This is a genomic window from Kitasatospora sp. Ki12, assembly GCF_054601375.1.
The window spans coordinates 843,621-861,736 of record NZ_BAAIHT010000002.1; the positions used below are offsets into that span (position 1 = coordinate 843,621).

Annotated in this window: 20 protein-coding genes; 11 read left to right on the forward strand and 9 right to left on the reverse strand. The window is 68.2% G+C overall.

All coding sequences use genetic code 11. The annotated features are described in order from the left end of the window. Positions 1-32: 32 nt before the first annotated feature. Positions 33-596 (forward strand): peptide deformylase, encoded by a 564-nt coding sequence (locus ACYP53_RS21300; RefSeq protein WP_459648538.1) that lies wholly within the window; start codon positions 33-35, stop codon positions 594-596. A gap of 181 nt (positions 597-777) precedes the next feature. Further along, entirely contained in the window at positions 778-1,017 is a 240-nt protein-coding gene (locus ACYP53_RS21305; RefSeq protein ID WP_459648539.1) for a hypothetical protein, read from the forward strand. Positions 1,018-1,316: 299 nt separating this feature from the next. Here ACYP53_RS21305 and ACYP53_RS21310 read toward each other — a convergent pair whose 3' ends face one another. Both ACYP53_RS21310 and ACYP53_RS21315 read right to left on the reverse strand, forming a co-directional pair. After that, on the reverse strand, positions 1,317-1,751 hold the full coding sequence (locus ACYP53_RS21310; RefSeq protein ID WP_459648540.1) for a hypothetical protein: 435 nt from the start codon (positions 1,749-1,751) through the stop codon (positions 1,317-1,319). Between the two features lie 998 nt (positions 1,752-2,749). Next, positions 2,750-3,058 carry a transposase family protein gene (locus ACYP53_RS21315; protein WP_459648541.1) on the reverse strand — a complete coding sequence of 103 codons (309 nt, stop codon included), beginning with the start codon at positions 3,056-3,058 and terminating at the stop codon, positions 2,750-2,752. Positions 3,059-3,435: 377 nt separating this feature from the next. Between ACYP53_RS21315 and ACYP53_RS21320 the strand changes: the two genes are divergently transcribed. From ACYP53_RS21320 to ACYP53_RS21335, 4 genes are read left to right on the forward strand one after another with little or no spacing between them, the layout of a single operon-like run. Next, complete coding sequence (locus ACYP53_RS21320) at positions 3,436-3,675, forward strand: hypothetical protein (protein ID WP_459648542.1); 240 nt, start codon at positions 3,436-3,438, stop codon at positions 3,673-3,675. Then, the gene (locus ACYP53_RS21325) at positions 3,668-4,855 is read left to right on the forward strand and encodes an FxsB family cyclophane-forming radical SAM/SPASM peptide maturase (protein WP_459648543.1); all 1,188 of its coding nucleotides are present in this window, start codon (positions 3,668-3,670) and stop codon (positions 4,853-4,855) included. Before ACYP53_RS21320 ends, ACYP53_RS21325 begins: the two co-directional genes overlap by 8 nt. Then, positions 4,852-6,180 (forward strand): aKG-HExxH-type peptide beta-hydroxylase, encoded by a 1,329-nt coding sequence (locus ACYP53_RS21330; protein ID WP_459648544.1) that lies wholly within the window; start codon positions 4,852-4,854, stop codon positions 6,178-6,180. Before ACYP53_RS21325 ends, ACYP53_RS21330 begins: the two co-directional genes overlap by 4 nt. Continuing rightward, the gene (locus ACYP53_RS21335; protein ID WP_459648545.1) at positions 6,177-7,676 is read left to right on the forward strand and encodes a hypothetical protein; all 1,500 of its coding nucleotides are present in this window, start codon (positions 6,177-6,179) and stop codon (positions 7,674-7,676) included. The genes ACYP53_RS21330 and ACYP53_RS21335 overlap by 4 nt, the downstream gene beginning before the upstream one ends. Positions 7,677-7,991: 315 nt before the next feature. Here the strand turns inward: ACYP53_RS21335 and ACYP53_RS21340 are convergent, their stop codons facing one another. Next, positions 7,992-8,117, reverse strand: coding sequence for a hypothetical protein (locus tag ACYP53_RS21340; protein ID WP_459648546.1), 126 nt, complete (start codon positions 8,115-8,117; stop codon positions 7,992-7,994). A gap of 36 nt (positions 8,118-8,153) precedes the next feature. After that, positions 8,154-8,285: a transposase gene (locus ACYP53_RS21345; RefSeq protein ID WP_459648547.1), complete on the reverse strand. Its 132-nt coding sequence runs from the start codon at positions 8,283-8,285 to the stop codon at positions 8,154-8,156. On the opposite strand from ACYP53_RS21345, the gene ACYP53_RS21350 reads away from it, so the two are divergent. Continuing rightward, positions 8,280-8,906, forward strand: coding sequence for a DUF6000 family protein (locus tag ACYP53_RS21350; protein WP_459648548.1), 627 nt, complete (start codon positions 8,280-8,282; stop codon positions 8,904-8,906). The two genes, ACYP53_RS21345 and ACYP53_RS21350, sit on opposite strands and share 6 nt — an antisense overlap. Positions 8,907-9,236: 330 nt before the next feature. Here the strand turns inward: ACYP53_RS21350 and ACYP53_RS21355 are convergent, their stop codons facing one another. The 3 genes from ACYP53_RS21355 to ACYP53_RS21365 form a co-directional block, all read right to left on the reverse strand. After that, a complete protein-coding gene (locus tag ACYP53_RS21355; RefSeq protein WP_459648549.1) occupies positions 9,237-9,782 on the reverse strand; it encodes a hypothetical protein in 546 nt (181 codons plus the stop codon). Between the two features lie 33 nt (positions 9,783-9,815). Continuing rightward, positions 9,816-11,069, reverse strand: a complete 1,254-nt coding sequence (locus ACYP53_RS21360; protein ID WP_459648550.1) for a NucA/NucB deoxyribonuclease domain-containing protein — start codon at positions 11,067-11,069, stop codon at positions 9,816-9,818. Between the two features lie 78 nt (positions 11,070-11,147). Continuing rightward, complete coding sequence (locus ACYP53_RS21365) at positions 11,148-12,131, reverse strand: hypothetical protein (protein ID WP_459648551.1); 984 nt, start codon at positions 12,129-12,131, stop codon at positions 11,148-11,150. 32 nt (positions 12,132-12,163) lie between these two features. On the opposite strand from ACYP53_RS21365, the gene ACYP53_RS21370 reads away from it, so the two are divergent. After that, positions 12,164-13,053 (forward strand): IS5 family transposase gene (locus tag ACYP53_RS21370; RefSeq protein WP_459648145.1). Its coding sequence is split into 2 segments (ribosomal slippage): positions 12,164-12,518 and positions 12,518-13,053, totalling 891 coding nucleotides; the frame shifts between segments, so codons are not numbered across the junction. An 18-nt stretch (positions 13,054-13,071) separates the two neighbouring features. Here ACYP53_RS21370 and ACYP53_RS21375 read toward each other — a convergent pair. Beyond that, positions 13,072-13,434, reverse strand: a complete 363-nt coding sequence (locus ACYP53_RS21375; protein ID WP_459648552.1) for a hypothetical protein — start codon at positions 13,432-13,434, stop codon at positions 13,072-13,074. Between the two features lie 620 nt (positions 13,435-14,054). On the opposite strand from ACYP53_RS21375, the gene ACYP53_RS21380 reads away from it, so the two are divergent. The 3 genes from ACYP53_RS21380 (at position 14,055) to ACYP53_RS21390 (ending at position 16,660) form a co-directional block, all read left to right on the forward strand. Next, positions 14,055-14,594, forward strand: a complete 540-nt coding sequence (locus tag ACYP53_RS21380) for a GNAT family N-acetyltransferase (protein WP_459648553.1) — start codon at positions 14,055-14,057, stop codon at positions 14,592-14,594. A 576-nt stretch (positions 14,595-15,170) separates the two neighbouring features. Beyond that, positions 15,171-15,557 carry a DUF6193 family natural product biosynthesis protein gene (locus ACYP53_RS21385; protein ID WP_459648554.1) on the forward strand — a complete coding sequence of 129 codons (387 nt, stop codon included), beginning with the start codon at positions 15,171-15,173 and terminating at the stop codon, positions 15,555-15,557. 371 nt (positions 15,558-15,928) lie between these two features. Then, complete coding sequence (locus tag ACYP53_RS21390) at positions 15,929-16,660, forward strand: hypothetical protein (RefSeq protein ID WP_459648555.1); 732 nt, start codon at positions 15,929-15,931, stop codon at positions 16,658-16,660. 442 nt (positions 16,661-17,102) lie between these two features. Here the strand turns inward: ACYP53_RS21390 and ACYP53_RS21395 are convergent, their stop codons facing one another. Then, entirely contained in the window at positions 17,103-17,606 is a 504-nt protein-coding gene (locus ACYP53_RS21395; RefSeq protein WP_459648556.1) for a hypothetical protein, read from the reverse strand. Positions 17,607-18,116 lie beyond the last annotated feature (510 nt).

The window sequence follows — 18,116 nt, forward strand, 5'->3', positions numbered from 1 at the left end:
CGCTCCACCCCGCAGCAGACCAAGGAGGCCAGGTGAGCCTGGTGCGGCCCAGCCAGCAGATGCAGTCCCTCGGCGTGATCCAGCAGGGCACTCCCATCCTCCAGCGGCCAGCCGAACCGTTCGACCTACCGACGGAGGCCGCGGCCGCTCAGGCGGTCATCGACGAGCTGTTCGACGCCATCGACCGGATCGGCCGCGTTCACTCCTTCGCCAAGGGCATGGGCATCGCAGCCCCGCAGATCGGCATCCCGCGGGCCGGCGCCATCGTGCTGCCCCCGACCGCCGGCGCTGAGCCGATCATCCTGCTCAACCCGAAGGTGACGGCCGTCTCCGACGAGACGGACGAGCAGTACGAGGGCTGCCTCAGCTTCTTCGACGTGCGCGGAATAGTGCCCCGACCGCTGCGGATGGACGTCACCGCCACCGCCTTGGACGGAGTTGTCACCACCGCGACCTACGAGTTCGGCCTGGCCAGGCTCATCGCCCACGAGATCGACCACCTGGGCGGACTGCTCTACACCGACCGCATGCGTCAGGGCGTGCACCCGATCCCGGTCGAGGAGTACCGCGGCACCGGGACGTCCTGGACGTACTGACACAACCGCACGGTGCATAGACCCGAGGCGCAGAGATCACCGGCAACACGCCGGACGCGCTCGACGACACCCCAGAAACGGGTACCGGTACCCCAGGGCCAGCCCGCTGCGCCGAAGCCGTCCGGTCCGGGGATCCCAGGGATCCTGTCCCTTTCCGGCGCCGCTTGCCCTGCCGCTGCCATTGGTCCTCGTCGTCTACACCCCGGTCAACCCGAACGTGCGGATCCGGACCCCCGCGGCGCCCCCGACCCCGCCGGTGCCGGGCCACCCGCCGCTGGCACCCGCCGAACTGGCCACGTTCCGGCAGTGGAAGTCGGGCCTGACCACCGGTGGATACTTCGGCGGTACGGAAGCCGACAAGCCCTGCCAGTGGGACGCGTTGCCGGCCATCCCGAGTATCGACTGCCCGTCGTGCCGCTGAAGCCGAGCACGGAGCCGTACAACAAGCGGACGGCCTTCGGGACACCGGCGGCATGATCGTCGAGGCCAGTATGTCCGCGTGATAGGGATCTTTGATTTCCCCACCTACTGCTCAGAGCCCGGCCGGAGCTGCTCACCTCGTTCCCCAGGCTGACAGCCACACCGTCTGCGCCGTCCCGCCAGCTCCTCGGGGCTGGTCCGGCAGGGTAAGGGCGGTCGTTCCTTGTCTGAACGAGGTCGGCGGTGGTGCTGGGCGTGGGCACGCGATGACGGGTCCTCACGCCCAGCAGAGCTTGTCCGTCAGCAGCCGCTGCCGTAGGTCACGAAGGCGTACCACGGGGGCGGGGAGTCATTGTCCTGCACGTACACCCCGACGCAGAGGTAGTCGTTGTTCCCCGCTGGGCCGTAGTAGTAGTACCCGTAGCTGTTGTGCGGGGCGACGGCCGTCGTTCCGCTGCCCCAGGTGTATTCGGTGTCCGCACCGGTCTGAACACCGCTGCTCCGCCACCACTGGGTGATTGTGACAAAGCAGTTGTCGCCAGCCTGGGAGTAGATCTTTCCGGTAACGTGGTTGCCGGTCCAGTTGGTGTAGCCGTAGCAGGCTGGAGCGCTGCCCCCGAGCTGGACGGCCCAGTTACCACCATTGGCCATGGCGGCGTTTGGCGCGATGGCGAGCACCACGCTGCTGAGACCGGCAACGATTCCGGTCTTGAGCACTTTCGACAATGCAGGCACGACTTCCCCCGTCCTGTTGGGCCGGCGGCCCCCGCCGGCCACTCGACCAGTGCTTTGCGACTGGCGATCCTGTCAGGAGCGGCTGACGCGGGTAAGGCTTCTTCGAGTCATGCCGAGAGCGGCCCAGTCGCACTACCGGCCGCAGGAATGAATTGGTGACACAGCCTGTGCCGACCGCGAGCCGCGACCCCACAGCCCGCACGGGACAGCCGCAGGAGGTCAGCGCCACCGGCAGCAGGCGTTGGCCATCGCCAGGAGCAGTCACGGCTGCGGGTGGCGGCGTCGGGCCGGATGGCCGGTTCGAGAGCGGGGCCGATGTTTGGGGAGAGGTGGAGGCTGGTTGCGTCGGAGACCGGCGGCGCCAACGTTCGACCGGCGGACCCCGACGCGCTCTCCCCGCTCTCTCCACCCTCCTCAAGCCGTTGAACCCGTCAACCAACTGGGGCCCGGACCGGTGATCGAGACCGGCCGTTTCGCAGATCCTCATCACGCGAACCCGCCAAGTGCTGCCGCGCCCTCGACGAGTACGAGAAGAGTCAGAACGGAGAGAAGGACGCCAAGCCTGAGTTCCTGTTCAGTCGGGCGTTGGCCGGGCAAGGGCAAGCAGTCCCGGACGGGTGTTACCGCCGGTGTCCGGCGTCCGGGCGGCGCCACCGCCGGCGGGGGACCCCTCGCGGTTCGATCCGGGCAAGGTGGTCCTCGAGCCGGGCGGTGATGTCGCTGATCCTGGCTTCGAGGGTGTCGACCATCTGCAGGAGTTGGTCGAGCTTGAAGGGCCGCTCGTCGCGTAGGTGGTGAGGGTCGGGGTCCAGCCGGTGTGCTGGCTGGCGGGGTGAGCCAGGCTCCGGTACCGGCCGGTGATAGCGACTTCGCCGCGCTCGACACACACCGCGTAGGCCGGCGGCCGCCTGTGCTCTCGGGCGGCGATCCGCGAGCCAGTGGCCGACCGCCCCGTCCAGGGCGTCCCCGTCGATGCGCGCCAGCAGCCGGCGGACCGTCTACTCTGCAGGCACAAGCCGTCCAGGCATCAGCGGGTCGGGCCGCAGGCCGAGGCGTTCCAGCACATGGGCCGGGGAGTCGGCGATCCACTCGCCTACCGCCAGCAGCGAGGTCGCCCCGGCCAGCACGGCGCACGCGGTCAGGCCGAGCATGACGGCCAGGGCGTGGCGGACCCCGCGCGCATCACACGGGTCCGGCACCTCTGCGAGCCGTTCCAGCAGCCCGGGGATCTCCTCCGGCCGGGGCTCGGGCTGCTGGCGGAGCTGGTCAAGGGCAGGCGGGATCAGCGATGATGCGTCGGCAGGCACGGTCTTCCACTCGGATCACGGGGCGTCGAGAACTCCATGATCTTGGAAGCCGTGCCTGTTGCGTCCCTGCCCCGGCCGTCCGACAGATCGTCACGAACCGGACGTCACACGACTATGCCGAAGCCGTGGCCAACGAGCACGGCTTCGCCGACCTCATAACTGGCGCATCCTCACCAAGGTCAGCATGAACGGTCGACATCTACCGATCAAGGCTTTACCTGCGCGAGTACCCCGACCGCGACCCATATCAGCCCCGAAGACCTGTGACTTCAAGATGAAACGAGCTCATTGTTTCTGGCCTTTTTTCTAGGAATAGTTGACGGTGCGCTGGCGAGAGGGGATCGTCGTTGAAACGGCAAGTATCGTTGGAGGCATGCATGCCCGAAAAATCTGATCTTGCAGGCCCCGAAAGCGTTGGCATCGAACTCGAACTGCGTGAGTTCGATCTCTCGTCGATCGACGCGCTCGACGGCACGGTACTCGGCCAGGTGCTGGAGGAGATGTTCAGCGGGACCCGGGACCCCGCGTCGGGACCGGAGTACAGCCACCACAGCAGTCACAGTTCCTTCAGCAGTTTCAGCTCACACAGTTCGAGTACATGGTCTGGTCATGTCTGACCTGGTCCCAGGACCCGGGATCAAGCCGTTCCGCTCCTTCATCTGCAAGGTCGCCTCGCGTTGCAACCTCGACTGCGACTACTGCTACGTCTACCGGCACGCCGACCAGTCGTGGCGGTCGCAACCGATACGCATGTCCATGAAGACCGCAGCACAGCTCGGCCACCGGATCAACGAGCACGCACAGGCACACAACCTGCACGAGGTGGAGCTGACCCTCCATGGAGGAGAGCCGCTGCTGCTGGGGGTGGAGTACCTGCGCGCGCTCTGCGAAACGGTGACGCGGGCGGCACCGGACGTCGGGATTCGCTGGAACGGACAGACGAACGGCACCCCGTACACCGAGGAGGTCCTGGACTTCTGCCGGGAGTGGAACGTCTCCTTCGGACTGAGCATGGACGGTCCGCAGGCGATCAACGACCGCCACCGGCTGGACCACGCGGGCAGATCGTCCTTCGCACGGGTGGAGCGGTCGATCGAACTGCTGAGCAGCCCTCGGGCTCGCGGGTTATGGGGAGGGATCCTCGCCGTGATCGACCTCGAGTCGGATCCCGCAGAGACGTACTCCTACTTCCGCTCCTTTGATCCGCCGTCCATCGATTTCCTACTACCGCTGGGCCATCATGACTTGCGGCCCGCGGGAAAGGAGCGGCTGGACACCACCCCGTACGCGGACTGGCTGCTCCGCATCTTCGACATGTGGTACGGCGAACGCCCCCAGCCCGTCAGGATCAGGCGGTTCCGGGACGTCATCGCGCTCTACCTGGGAGCCGTGAACAGTTCCGAGGAGTGGGGGCTGCAACCCGTCGATTTCATCGTGGTCGAGACCAACGGCGCGATACAGGCAGTGGACACGATGAAGGTCACCTACCCGGGGGCCTGCGAGTTGGGTCTAAACATCTTCGACGACAGTTTCGACACCGCTCTGAAGTCGCCCCCGGTACAAGAGCGTCAGGACAAGTGGCGGGCCCTCGGGGATACCTGCCAGGAATGTGAGCTGGTCCGCATCTGCGGCGGCGGGTATTTCCCGCACCGGTACTCACGGGCGAACGGGTTCCGGAACGTGTCCGTCTACTGCGCCGATCTCAAGAAGCTCATTCGCGTGATCACCGACACGGCCCGGAGGGACTTGCAGCGCCTGCCCAGGCGGGTCGGACGCGAGGAGGGGAAAGCAGGATGACCGTGACCGCCACCCAGCTCGACCGGTCCACCATCACGTCGCTGGCGACCCCACAAGGCTGGACCGGAACCACCTGGGCAGTCTTCCAGGCCAGGTACCTCCACACCCTGGTCGGCATCCGCAGGCTCGCCGCACTGCTCGCCGAGAGAGCCCCCGATACCTTGGCGGAGTCCGGCTTCCCGGCGAGCCTGGAGGCGATCCGGGCCGTTCCCGCCGATGTGCAGAGGCGGGTACTCAATCATCCGAGCGCGGCGTTCTGGGTGGACGTGGCCTGGAACCTCGTGGGACGGCGAGCACCCGAGTGCTTTCCCTCGATGCATCTGCTCCCGCATCTCAGGGAGTTCGCACGGTTCACCCTCTCGGCGCTGCTCCTGCACGGTCACGGGCGGCTCACGGCCGAAGTCCGCGCGGACGCCGCGGGACGGATCAGCCTGCCGGGCTCCGCACTGGCCTTGGAGGGTGCGGCCCCCTGGACCCGTACCTCCCTGACCGTCGACAACGGTCACCTGTCCTGGAGCGGACGCCACGTACATGTGCCACGGCTCCTCGGCGGCACGGAGCTGAATTGGCTCGACCGGGACCTGAGGCTCGGCGGACGGGCCCGGTTTACGTACGCGGAACCAGGCCCCGACGAGGCACAGCGCTGGCAGCGCGAGCTGAACAGCCACCTCGACCTCGTCGCAGCGGTGTGCACGCCCCTCGCCGAGGAGATCGCTGGCGGGCTAGGCGCTATCGTCCCGGTGATCTCTCCGGACCCATCGCGCGTGCACGTGAGCGGAAGCTTCCACGAGGCGCCCGGTCTGGTCGCCCTGGCGCTGGGCGAGCCGATGGCGACGGCGGAGGCGTTGGTGCACGAACACGGCCACCAGAAGCTCAACGCCGTCCTGGCGCTCGACCCGCTCATCGCCGACGACACCGGTGAGGCCACCCACTACTCACCTTGGCGGGAGGACCCCAGGCCGCTGAGCGGGCTGCTGCATGCCGTCTACAGCTTCGTGAGCGTCGCCGACTTCTACCAGGTGGCCCTGGACGCTCCAGATGCCGGCGGCCTGGACACGCGGAGCGTCGTGAACCGCGCCTACCGGGTCGTCCGCCAAGTCCGTGACGGGCTGGTTGAACTGCGGGGCGCGGCTTCCCTGACACCGCTGGGAGCCGCGTTCGTCGATGCGGTCACCGACCGGATCAACGAATGTGAGGCAGCCCTGCCCGTGCCCCGGTGGCCGACCGCCGTCACATCGACGGCGAGCGCTCCGCACACCGTGCCCGGTGGGACGAACGGCATCCGGCTACGGCCGCCACCGCGTCCCCCGCCCCGGCGCCTGTGACATGGCCCGCCCAGAACGACGCCGCCACCCAGACAGCCCTGCACGCCCTGGGTCTCCCGGGGGACTGGACCCCGGGCGCGATCGTCCACCGCTGGTACCCGGCGGACTCCCTGCTGGAGGCTGTACGCGACCTGCACCGGCTCCACGGAGGCAAGACCGTCGGCATCCTCCCGGACACCGCCGCGGGTGACGGCCTGATCCTCGACCTCGCAGCGGCCCATCTCGCGTACGTGCGCGAGGAGTACCGCACCGCCGCCGAGCGCTACGCGGCTTGTGTCAACCACAGCCCGCGGAGCCCGTACTTTTGGCAGTGCTACGCCTACGCGCTCCGCCATCTCGGCCGCCGCGAGGAAGCGCTGTACGTCCTCACGCACACCGAAGCGCTCATGGCGCGGCGGCAACCGCTCTCCGCGGACCACGACGTACGCACGACGGCGGAGGCCCTGGCATGGGGACTGCACCTGCCAGAAGCAACGGACACGGCTCCCGCCCAGGTCCGCCCGGTGAACCTGCCGGCGACCGCGGCGGTCGAACGCGAGCTGCGCTCAGGCCAATACTGGAACCTGGCCGAAGCGACCCGCGGTGGCGCCCAGCTCCCCGCACTCATCGCCGTCGCGAACGGGCTGAAACCGGCCATGGACCTGTGGGTCCCACGGGACGGCTGGCCCGCCCTGCGCGCACTCACCGAGACGCTCGGCCTCGTCCACCACGTGGACGCCTGCTTCGACAGGCTCTCGCCTCAGATCGCCCGGATGGCCCCGGGTCGTCTCACCACGACCCGGGCCGCGTTCGTGCCCGACCTGCGCGAGGGCGCCGAAGCCCACGTCTTCCTCGCCCGTGACCAGGCTGCCCTGGACCGGGTGGTCGGCTCCGGCTGGTACCCGCTGATCGTCGACGGCAAAGTGGTCGACAAACACCGGGCCGATCATGACACGTTCGGAGACGCCCTCGGCTACCCCTTGTGCTGCCAGGACTTCTTCCGCGAGCGCAACAACTGGAACGCCGACAACACCTACTACGCGGCGTGGCGCAACACCCGGGGCGTGCCTTCCCCGCTGTGCAACCCCCACCTTCGGCACACCCTGTACGGCCTGGTCCCGTACATGCCCTGTTCCTACGCGTGCCCCGCCACCCTCGAGTTCGCCGGCCGTCTCCGCGAGGTCATCCGTACTGAACTCCCGCACTACGCTGCAGCAATCGAAACGGCCGTGTCGAAGCCGCTGTTGTGCGTATCCGAGCTGCGGATGTACGGGTTCGAGGGAGAGACGGTCCACCACCATGACGACGGCACGGTCACCCTCACCTACTCGGGCGCCAGGTCCCTGTATCCGGTCGAGGACACCGATCCGCTGGGGGACCTGCTCCGCGCGGGAGACCGATGCACCGTCGACGGCAACATCATCCACGTGCGGCGAGGAAAGGCCTACATCGCGGGCTACGAGGCCCGGGGGGACCGGCACGGTCCGGAGTGCCCATTCGTCGTCTCCTTCGGCTGACGGGACCGCAGACTGGTGAAGCTGGCTGAATGGAAGATCGGGGTTCGGTAGGGCAGGGATGGTCGCCGGGCGGCGGAGCCGTCCGGCGGGGTCTGTGGCGGGTGTTCAGGTTGCGGGTTGGGTGGTGAGGGTGACCTGGTGGCCGAGCTTTTCGAGTTGCCGGACGAGGACGCGGGTCTTGCGGGTGGGATCGCCGAGGCGGTGGTACCACTCGGGGCCGAGGTCCTGGTAGGCGGTGTCGGGGCCGTGGATCAGGTGCCAGGCGATGACGAGGATGGAGCGGGCGACGGCGACCAGGGCTCGGTTGTGGCCCCGTCATTTGACCAGGCGGCGGTAGCGCGCGCCGAGGAAGGTGTCGGTGCGGGCGGCGGAGGCGGCGGCCTCGCCCAGTGCGGCGCGTAACCACGGGTTGCCCTTGCCGGCACCGGCGGAGGTGGTCACCGGGCCGGACTGGAGGGTGCGGGGAGAGAGTTTCGCTTAGGAGGCCAGGTGGTCCGCGGTGGGGAACGGGCCCATGTCCGTTCCGATCTCCGCAAGGATGACCTGTGCGGTCCGCGGTCCCACGCCGGGGATGGCGACGAGCCGGTCGACCAGGATGGCGGGGTGCAACGTGACTACACCGACCCTGAGCTGATGCGCCTGATCCGTCGATTCGTCACGCCCGGGCGCCGGTATCTCCGGGTGGGTGGAGGCATGCTGCGGTTGAGCGGGCCTGAGCGCGAGGTGTTCGTGGGCGAGTTGGTTCAGGCTGCCACGGAGATCACTCCCGCTGAGCTCGCCGTTCTGTTCGAGGGCGGGTGGCGGGAGCGTAAGACTGCCTCCTGGCTGGTCGTCGTGGCCGACAGGACCGAGTTCCGCAGTCGGATCGGCGAGCTCCTGCTGGCCAGTGAAGGGCCCTACGCCGGCGCGGCCTACTGCGTCACTCTTGCCACGTTCGGCGAGGGCGCGGACGCGGAGTCGCTCTGCAGGTACCTTGATCACTACTTGCCGCGGCTCGATCTCCACTACGACCAGGGCTTCGCTCTCGGCGCGTTGCTGCACCTCGACGCCGTACTTGGGACCGAGCACGCGTCCCGGTACCTTGCCGAAGGTGGCCTGTGGCAGCAGTGGGCGGACGTTCCGGCCCGCAGGGAGTGGGATCCGCAGGACATTCGGCGGTTCGTGGACCGGCTCTGCTCCTTCGCCGGGGAGTGCGCCGATCGCTTCGCCGCACTGGAGACCGGGCACTGATCCTCCGGCCGCTCAGGGCCCTCGGTAGCGGATGGGGACAACGGGAAACACGGACCGCTGGCCGCAGACCGACCAGGATCGCGGCGCGACTTCACCGCGAACGCCCCGAACCGGCTGTGGGCGGCCGACATCTCGCTGACCCCCACCGGCGAGGGCGCGGTGGCCGGCCACGATCCGCGACGACTTCTCCCGCCGGATCGTGGGTCGGCAGACCTCAGAGCGGGCGGATGTCGACATCGACCTCGTCCTCACCGTGCTGGAGTTCCATGGTCACGAAGTCGACCGTGTGTGGTGCCGCCGACGGGCGGCACCACACACGGTAGGTAGTGCTTATTCGTCCTCGTCCTCGTCCTCGTCCTCGTCTTCGGACTCGGCAGTCCACCACAGGTCGATCCGGTAGGTTTCGAGCGTCTCGTGGTGGGCCGCGAAGACGGCGTCCGAGTTCAGTTGGCCTTCAGGCGTGGCAAGTTGGGCGCGCAGGCTGCTCTGCTGGTCCTCGGCGGCCTGGCGCCCCTTCCAGGAGACGCGTCCTTCGTAGAGTCCCGGGCGCGGCAGGTCGAAGCAGCCGGCGATCTCGGGCGAGAAGGCGCGGATGACCACACATCCTGTGGGCGTGTCCAGGTCCACCTCGCGTTCGCCCTCCGCTTCCCAACCGATGTCGGCCGGTGTCGGGCCGTCCCACACCCGAACCAGGATCTCGGCGGGGGAGGTTCCTTGAAGGCTGTGGATGTAGATCTGCGTACCGGTCCTACCGACCACATCCCGTCGGCTCTGGAGGAGGGCTTCGTCGCTCGGAACGGTGGCGTCCGAGTCGTACACGACGATCTTGCCGTTGTCGGGCCAGGTTTCGGTACGGAACTCGAAGAGGACGGGCACTGCTGTCTCCCTGCTACTCCGGTCGGTGTTCGGCTACGGGACGATCTTCACGTAGAAGGGGTCGTTGTCCAAGAGCCGGTTGACGGAGTAGACCTCACCGATCATGTTGCCGCCCTTGCCGTTGTCATCGCCGTCTATGAGGCGTGCGGAGTAGCGCTTGTCCCCCTTGTTCGCGCCTTCCTTGGTGGAGGCGAAGGGGTACTCGTCGCATTCCAGTCCGGACTTCGTGTAGTCGCCCCAGATGTCTTCGCAGGTCTTGATCGCGACAACACGGTTCTTTTTCTGCTCCTCCCGGTTGACAAGGCGGTGCAGGGGCTGCTTCGCGCCGGGGACGGTCTTGGCGTTGAACGACGGGAAGGTGCGTTCGGGGTTGTTCTGCGCGTCCGCTATGTGTCGAGCGCTCTGCCGTACGAGCGGGTCGGAGAGCTTCATGACGAGTTCGACCCGAGCGGCGGTGAAGACGGTTCCCTTGTGCTTGCCCGCGCTGGGGCCGGCGTAGTCGAAGCGGACGTCGGAGTGGGCGGCGTCGGCCTCCTGCCATGCCCGGGCGGGTGCACTGGGCGATTTGACGTTCATCGACATGGTCACCGTGGTGTTGACGATCTGGTCGTTCCCCTGGTCGAACAGCGGGCCGTTGTCGGCCGAGGTGTACGTGAGCGTCCAGAGGGGGTTCGTGTCCCACGACCCGAGGAGATCGTCGCGTCGCTGCTTTCCGGGGTCGGTCACCGGGCCGCCGAGGCGGGTGAACTCCTGGTTGATCGACCACTTCGTGGCGTCCTCGCCGGAGACGGCGGCGACCTTGACGTCCTTCACGCTGGCGACGAAGTCGACCTTCCGCTGTCCGTCGTAGGCGAAGCCGAGGAGCCACGCGTCGAATTGGAGCCTTCCGATCGTGTCGGTGCCGTCCTCCCGTCGAAGCACCACGTCGTAGTGGCGGTGTACGCAGGTTTCGAACCGGTTCTTGACCCAGCCCGCAGGCGTGTCCGCTTCGGAACGGCTGGCGCATTCCTGTTCGAGGCCGGGGTCGTCGGCGGAGAGGGCCGAGGCCTCGTGCAGGGACGCGGTACCGAGGTCGCGGCCCTGCTTCGCGGTGATGTACTCGGAGAGGGGGACGGGCGAGCCGAGCTGTGCCAGTTCCTCTGCGGGCACGGTGGAGGCGGGGACGAACCCGGTGGCTCCAGGTCCCTGGGCGGCGGCCGGGTCGGCGGCGACTGTGGCGGCGGCCAGTAGGAGGGCGGAGGCGGCGGTGCCCGCGGTGCGCAGGAACCGACGCGTGGGTATGTTCACGGAGGGGACTCCCAAGGTGAGGGGCGGGTGGTCAGGACTGCGGGTGGCGCGGTACGACCCAGTCGAGGTCTCCGGGTGTCACTGCCTGCATGCCGCACCCCAGCAGGCGTCGACGATGTCGCCCGTGCTCTGGGTGTAGGCCACGGCGAGGCCGTCACTGCTGGGGCCGGCCTGCTGCCGGCCGTGGGTGGGGGCGTCGGAGGTGATCACCCACAGCGGGGTGTCGGCGGCCCACCGTGCGGCCGTGCGCCGCCCGCTGGTGTCGTCACCGACGGTTCCCGCGCTCACCTTCAGGGAGCTGACCGGCACACCGAACTCGGTGGCGGTACGCAGCTTGAGGCTGTCAAAGCTCGGTTCGGCGGCTGGGGCCGCCGAGGTCACGTCGTCGCGTTCGCGCCGTACGGATGCGACCGTCTGCTCGGTGTTGCAATGCCCGGCTGTTCGCAGGCATTCGGCGAGACCGGGCACGGTGGTCAGGCAGGCGTCGGGGGTGTTCTGCAAGCAGGTGTGCAGCGTGTCCTGGTCGACGCCGTTGAAGACATTCGGCCGTCCTGCGGCCGGGACGGAGGAGGCCTGGCCCCGTGGTGCCACCGGCGCGGGAGGAACGGCGGCCGTCAGTGGTTTGGCGACGTTCCAGGAGATGGTGCCCGACGGCTGGGGGTTCTGCTGGGCGGTGAAGCAGTACGGTGCCGTGTAGGGGGTGGTGGTGCCTGGCATGAGGTCGCCGCACTTGCCGAGGCCAAGCGTCGTGGCGGCGTTGGCGGGAGCGAACCGTGCCCAGACCTTGTTCTCGTCCATCCATTGCGGGCGGTTCTCGACGACCGGCACGTTCACGTGCTCGGGGTGGCTGACCTCCAGTCCGACATCGATCCGGTGCCCATGGGCGTCCCGCGACACGGGCTTCTGTCCGGTGGTCGTGCCGACCGAGTTGAAGTCGTAGAAGACCTCCCACTGCGCGCCGTCGTCCTGGCGCTGGAGGAGGTAGCTGTGGTTCCTGCCGTCCGCCAGGCTCGGGCCCGAGCCGACGTCGATGGCCGTCTCCCGCCCGCCCTGGTCGGTCACTTCCTCCTAAGGCCTGTCTGATAATTGATCTCGTGGCAGGTCGAGGTGAGTTGACGGACGCGGCGTGGGAGCGGATAGAGCCCCTGTTGCCGCAGGTGGATGGGCGTGGCCGCCCGTGGCGTGATCACCGGCAGGTGGTCAACGGTGTGCTGTGGCGGCTTCGGACCGGGGCCCCGTGGCGCGACCTGCCCGAGCGGTACGGACCGTGGCAGACCGTCTACGAGCGGTTCGCCCGCTGGGAAGCGGACGGCACCTGGGCGAGGCTGCTGGAGCACGTCCAGGTCCGCGACGACGCCGTGGGCCGGGTGGAGTGGACCGTCGCCGTCGACTCCACGGTCAACCGGGCCCACCAGCACGCCGCCGGCGCCCGCAAAAAGGGGACGCGGACGGGGACGAACTGGAAGATCCGGGCCGCTCACAGACGCGCCAGGCCCTCGGCCGGTCCCGAGGCGGGCTGACCACGAAGGTCCACCTCGCCGTCGACGGCCGCGGCCTGCCGCTGTCGATCGTGCTCACCCCGGGCAACGTCAACGACGCCACCACGTTCGCCGAGGTCCTGGACGGGATCCACGTCCCGCGAGCCGCAACAGGCCGCCCGCGCACGACACCGTTGCGGGTGCTGGGCGACAAGGCCTATTCCAGCAGGGCGATCCGGCATCTGCTGCGGCGTCGGGGCATCGCTGCCACGATCCCCGAACGCCGCGACCAGGTGGCCAATCGCCGACGCCGCGGGCGCCTCGGCGGTCGGCCGCCCGCCTTCGACAAGGAGATCTACCGCGATCGGAACGTGGTCGAACGATGCTTCGCCCGCCTCAAGCAGTTCCGCGCGATCGCCACCAGGTTCGACAAGCTCGCCGACCGCTACCGCGCTGGAGTCGTCCTGGCCTCCCTGATCCTCTGGCTCCGCGAACCGGCCAGATGATCATTTGTCAGACACGCCTTAGTGAGGCGCGTAGCTGGAGCTCTGGGGCCCGGTCTTCTGCGTGTAGAGGCCTATTCGCACCGTGCTGAACGAGCTGACGTCCGGCGTGACCGTCAGGTAGTTCGCCGCCCCGACCATGATGTCGGGGTTGTCGCTGGTGTCGAACGTGATGGGCACGTTGCGCCAGGTGGCGAACGCACCCCGGATCGGCTGTCCGGCGTTGGCGCACAGCATCGCCCAATAGACGGTCCTGGCACTGTAGACCTGCGTGCAGTCACGGGTCGGTGCCGCTGCTGACGCGGGTGGCGCTGCCGACAGCAAGGCTGCTGCCGCAGTGATCCAGATGCCGCCAACTGTCAAGGCACGCTTGGTTCGTGTCATGAATCCCCTCCAAGATCCTGAGACGCTTGGAGCGGACACTAACAGTCATGGCCTCGTCAAATATTTCTATAACAGTGGGAGTCATAGATTTTGGCCAGGCGCTGCCGCGGCGGGCGGTGTCTGCCGCCGGACGTCCTCGTGCCGCTCCTCGCGAAGGCATGCCGCGTGCGGTGAGTGTCACGGGCGGGGCTGTGGCCGCGTCGCCGCTCATTCGGCCCATCCGCCGCATGGGGCGAACCCGGGCCCCTTGTTCAGTCAGGGCGTGGACGCCAGGAGCTTCCGCCGGACGCTTGCCCTTCTGGATCGGCTTGATATCGCTGTCGTGGGCCTTGCCCGTCATGGGAGGGCGGCCCCGATTCCCTGACAGTGCGTTCGGTGATACTCCACCCCGCGGGTGCGGGGAGGACTCGACCACGTCGGCGATGCCGGAGGCAACGTTCGGAGCTGAAGGCTCCGACAAGCGTGACCAGGTCGCCGTTGCCACCGAACAGCAAGGCCGGTCCACCGGGCACGGCGACGGCTTGGCGGACCCGTCGCCCGGAACTGGACCACTCGTCAGACGCATCCCCCTCTGCGGCACCGTCTCCCGGTGTCGCCGCCATTGAGAGGAATCGCCCGCCATGACCGGACTCGGACCCGTCGTCTGGCCGCCTGAGCCGATCAGGACCGAGCGGCTCGTGCTCCGTGAGCCCGAGGCCCGGGACCGTGCGGCGTTCATCGAGCTGCTCGCCTCGCCGGAGGCGCACACCTACCTCGGCGGCCCCCGGCCGCGTGACGAGCTCGAGCGCGAGATGCCCGAGGTGCCCGAGCGGTGGCCGGGGAGTTTCGTCGTCGAGCTCGACGGGTCGATGATCGGCCAGATCCTGCTCAGGAGGGCGCCGGAGCACCATCGCCCGGCTGCCGCGGGGAAGGCCGATCTCGGCTACCTGTTCCTGCCGCGGGCGTGGGGATCCGGGTATGCCGCCGAGGCGTGCGCGGCGGCACTCGACTGGCTGGGCGGTGTCCTTCCCAGTGAGCCGGTGGTGCTCGCCACCCAGACCGCCAACGTCGGCTCGATGCGCCTCGCGGCGAAGCTGGGCTTCACCGAAGTGGAGCGGTACCAGGCCTGGGACGCTGAGCAGTGGCTCGGCATTCGGTCCCCGGTCACGCCGTCCGGTTGATCTCGCCCTCGACGGCGCGGATCCGCGAGGCCACCGATAGGTCGTCAGCCTCGGCCGCCGCTCGACCTCGTGGAGCACGAACGCCCGCCGCCAACGGGCGACGTGCCGACGAGCGGAGATCCGCGAGCAGGCGCTGCAAGCTGGAGCCTTCGGAGCCGGGTCCACCCATGCCGAGAGCCTGTCGGTCAGGGACCCCGGCAGGGGAGCACCCGGTGGCCACAACACTCCTTGAGCGTGGACTCCGGTTTCTCCTCGGTCTCCTTCAGCTCCTCACTCAACGCAGCCGATCACGCCCGGCATCGGGCTCCCGCAGCTGAGCCGTGCCTGCCTTGAGCCGATCCCGCTCCGCGCGCAGGATTCTGAGCTCTGCCCCGCCGGCGAGCTCGGCCAGAACCAACACGTCCTGGCCGTCATCGTGCTCGCCCGTCGCTGTGCAGATGTGCTCTGGGCTCTCCTGCGCGACAACCGGGTGTTCACACCTGCCCCGCCAAGCCGCGCAAGCGGCCTGACTCGGTCGTTGAGACTCCACGCCCCGGGCGGTACCGTGCCGCAAGCATCGTGGAGGGGGATCAGACCGTGGACCCAGAGCGCGAATCCCGCGACTCGGTCGAGGCCGAGTGGGACTTTCAGGCGCGTGCCGCAGCGCAATGGGACGACCGCTCCCGAGGCTCCGCCGAGACATGGGTACCGCCCATCATGGGGGCCCTCGTCGACGCGGCGCGGAACAGCGCGCTCGGCCGGTTCTATCCCTTCACCAGCCATGCCAGGCTCTGTTTCAGCACTGGTCGGCGGCATTGGCTGGGAGAGGGCGACGTTCTCCCGGTGTGCATCGCGCTTCTTCCCGGAGGCAGCTACTCGGTGGCACACAAGCGCGACCCGGCCAAGACGCTGCTGGAAACGACCAGCGCTGATGAGGCGGTGGCGACAGCTGTAACAGCGCTCCAGGAGTATCTCCAGCCGTAGAGACACGTTGACTGTCGGCAGCGTGATGCTTGCGGCGCGCGCCCACGGGCTCATGCGTCGACGGCTTGACTTCGTCATCGAGACTCCTTGCCGTCCGGTGTGTCCGCCGGCCTCTCGGCCCGCAGGTCGAGGAACACCTGCGGCTCCGAGACGGCCAGGACCCTCACCCCGGCACCGGCACGCCCATGGGGAACCGGACCGATTCGCAAGGAATGGCGAACTAGTGCGCAAATCACCTTAAACAGGGAAGGACTATGTCAGTTCGATCACGTACGTCCCCTGCCAGGCACAGTCGCCGAGCCTCCCGGTGAGATGGTGATCGCTCCCCGGAGCTCTTGACGGTGCCGAGGCCCAAGGACACCTTGAGACACATGAGCAACCAGACCTTTGACGCCGAGGGCTACCGTTCGGGCGACGTGTTGAGGATGGAATGCGCGTTTACCGAGGTCACGGTCACTGAGGTCTCCCGGTCCCACGTCTCGGTGCGCTGGCCGTGGTGGGAGATCGACACGGCGGCGGACGGGATCGAGTGGAACGGCGACGTAGCTCTTCCGACGCCAGCGGACCACGACTGGAAGAGCGAGTACTTCCGGACGGTGCCGGCGGAGGACACGCTGAAGGCCGGCGACAGGTGCCTGGTCGGGATTCCCGCGACCGTGGTGCACGTCCTGGCGGTCCACCGTTTCGATCCTCCCCTGGAGACAGGCCGGCTGCCACGACCTGAGACCTACCTCGACGTCCTGCGGCAGGGCGAGTCCTACGACGCCAGGCTCGAAGAGCAGGGTTACGAGATCGACCCTGCCGGCGGTGTGCCGTTCCAGCTCGAACTGCTCTTCCGCCCTTTCGCGTTCCTGGAAACCGGCGACGAGGTCGTCGACCGCGACGGGCGCGCGTGGAAGTTCGACGCCCCGTGGTACTGGAACGCGTTCGATGGCGGGCAGCCGAGCACTCCGTCCTGGCCACTCGCCCTGCTCTTCCGCAACGGTGAGCCGACGCCCGAGGCCCTCGCGGCTGTCGCGAAGGCGACAGCCTCAGGCAGCCACGCCGACGAGGTGAGCCGATGGGTGGAACTCACCCATGCGGAGCCAAGCACACCCGCCTGACCTGCCCCGGACGCCGGCACCGCGTGTGCCTGGTGTCGGTCACCGTCCCCATGGGGACTCGTGACCACGAGGGTGGGGAATGACGCCGACACGAAACCGCAGCTTGTGGGGAATCGCGGGCTCTGGCGCTGATCTTGTGACGCTGTCGGTGTCAGCGCTGGCTGTGATCATGGCCCGTGTCTAACGTGTCCTCGCCGACGACCTACCCGCTCCGCACTCCCCGATCAACGGCCTGAGCCGCGACACCGACGCCGTCACCGCCGGGCTCTCGACCCTGTGGAGCTCCGGCCAGATCGAGGGGCAGGCCACAAGGGCCAAGCTACTCAAAAGGCAAGGATTCGGACGAGCCAATCTCGACTCTCTCCGCAAGCGCGTACTCCTCACGCCCTGACCCGACTACGTCACAAGATCAACGCCAGCGTGTCTGCCCCCTGTCGGCGGGTCAGGAGCTGCCTTGTCCGGTGATGCGCAGCGCGACGGCGATGTGGCTGAACCCAGGGATGGGCGACCCGACGGCCTTTTCGTAGCGCACAGCGTCAGCGATCCCGAGCTTCTCGCCCGTGGGGAGGGTTCTGTTCGCTGTCCACAGGAGCATCCGCAGGCTTTCGTTCTGGACGCCGAGAAGCGTGGCGGCAGACTCAAGCGGCGCACCGGTGCCGACCCTCCAGTCGGCTACCGCGGCCCAGAAGCCGGTCACGGTGTCCCAGCAGATCGCGCTTCGGGGTCCAAGCAGCAGGCGTATCTCGCCGGGAGACCGGAACGTGTCGAGGTCGTGGGAGACGAGGTTCTGGAGGTTCTCCAGGAGGGTGACAACGAACTCGTACTCGGCCTCGTCCTTCAGCAGTTCCTCGACGACCACCAGAACCTCAGCGGTCGCGCCGCAGTCCCGCTGGGCTACCCGAAAGGCGACCTGCCGGCAGACGTCCAGGTCGTCGTCGTCATCCACCGACCCTGGCTTCACGCCCGCAAGTTCGAGGAGCCGTCGAGATCGCCCGGCCCGCCGTCGGCGCCATGGGATTCGCATCGTGTCTCTTTCCGCTTGCAGCAATGGCGATCATGGTCAGCCAGCATGGCACGGCGTTCCGAGAGGCCGTTCAAGGGGTTCAAGGGGATCGATGGCAGTGGGAGCTGCGGACCACCCAGCATCACAAGATCTGAGACAGAGCCGAATCGCGTGACCGTCGACAACCTCGAAGCCCACGTCCAGCGGGATGGCCAGGGCTTCGACATCTGTCTCGTCATAGACCCTGACCAGACCTGCACCGCTGAAGAGCTCCTCCGCAAGGCCTCTCCGCGACCCCGGTGAGCGGTGCGGGACGGCCCCGGCGGCCACCGCGCGGCGCGTCGGCCCCGGAGGAAACGGCGGCGACGGCAAAGGCGACGGCGCAAGCGGCGGCAAGGCACCCCGTACGCCGACGGCGAGGACGCCCTGTTCCCTGCGCGACGCCACCGCCCC

Bases quoted from the DNA above. Each gene is read 5' to 3' on its own strand.
- ACYP53_RS21320 (WP_459648542.1), top strand. From the start codon at position 3,436: ATGCCCGAAAAATCTGATCTTGCAGGCCCCGAAAGCGTTGGCATCGAA.
- ACYP53_RS21325 (WP_459648543.1), top strand. From the start codon at position 3,668: ATGTCTGACCTGGTCCCAGGACCCGGGATCAAGCCGTTCCGCTCCTTC.
- ACYP53_RS21330 (WP_459648544.1), top strand. From the start codon at position 4,852: ATGACCGTGACCGCCACCCAGCTCGACCGGTCCACCATCACGTCGCTG.
- ACYP53_RS21375 (WP_459648552.1), bottom strand. From the start codon at position 13,434: ATGACACGAACCAAGCGTGCCTTGACAGTTGGCGGCATCTGGATCACT.
- ACYP53_RS21380 (WP_459648553.1), top strand. From the start codon at position 14,055: ATGACCGGACTCGGACCCGTCGTCTGGCCGCCTGAGCCGATCAGGACC.
- ACYP53_RS21390 (WP_459648555.1), top strand. From the start codon at position 15,929: ATGAGCAACCAGACCTTTGACGCCGAGGGCTACCGTTCGGGCGACGTG.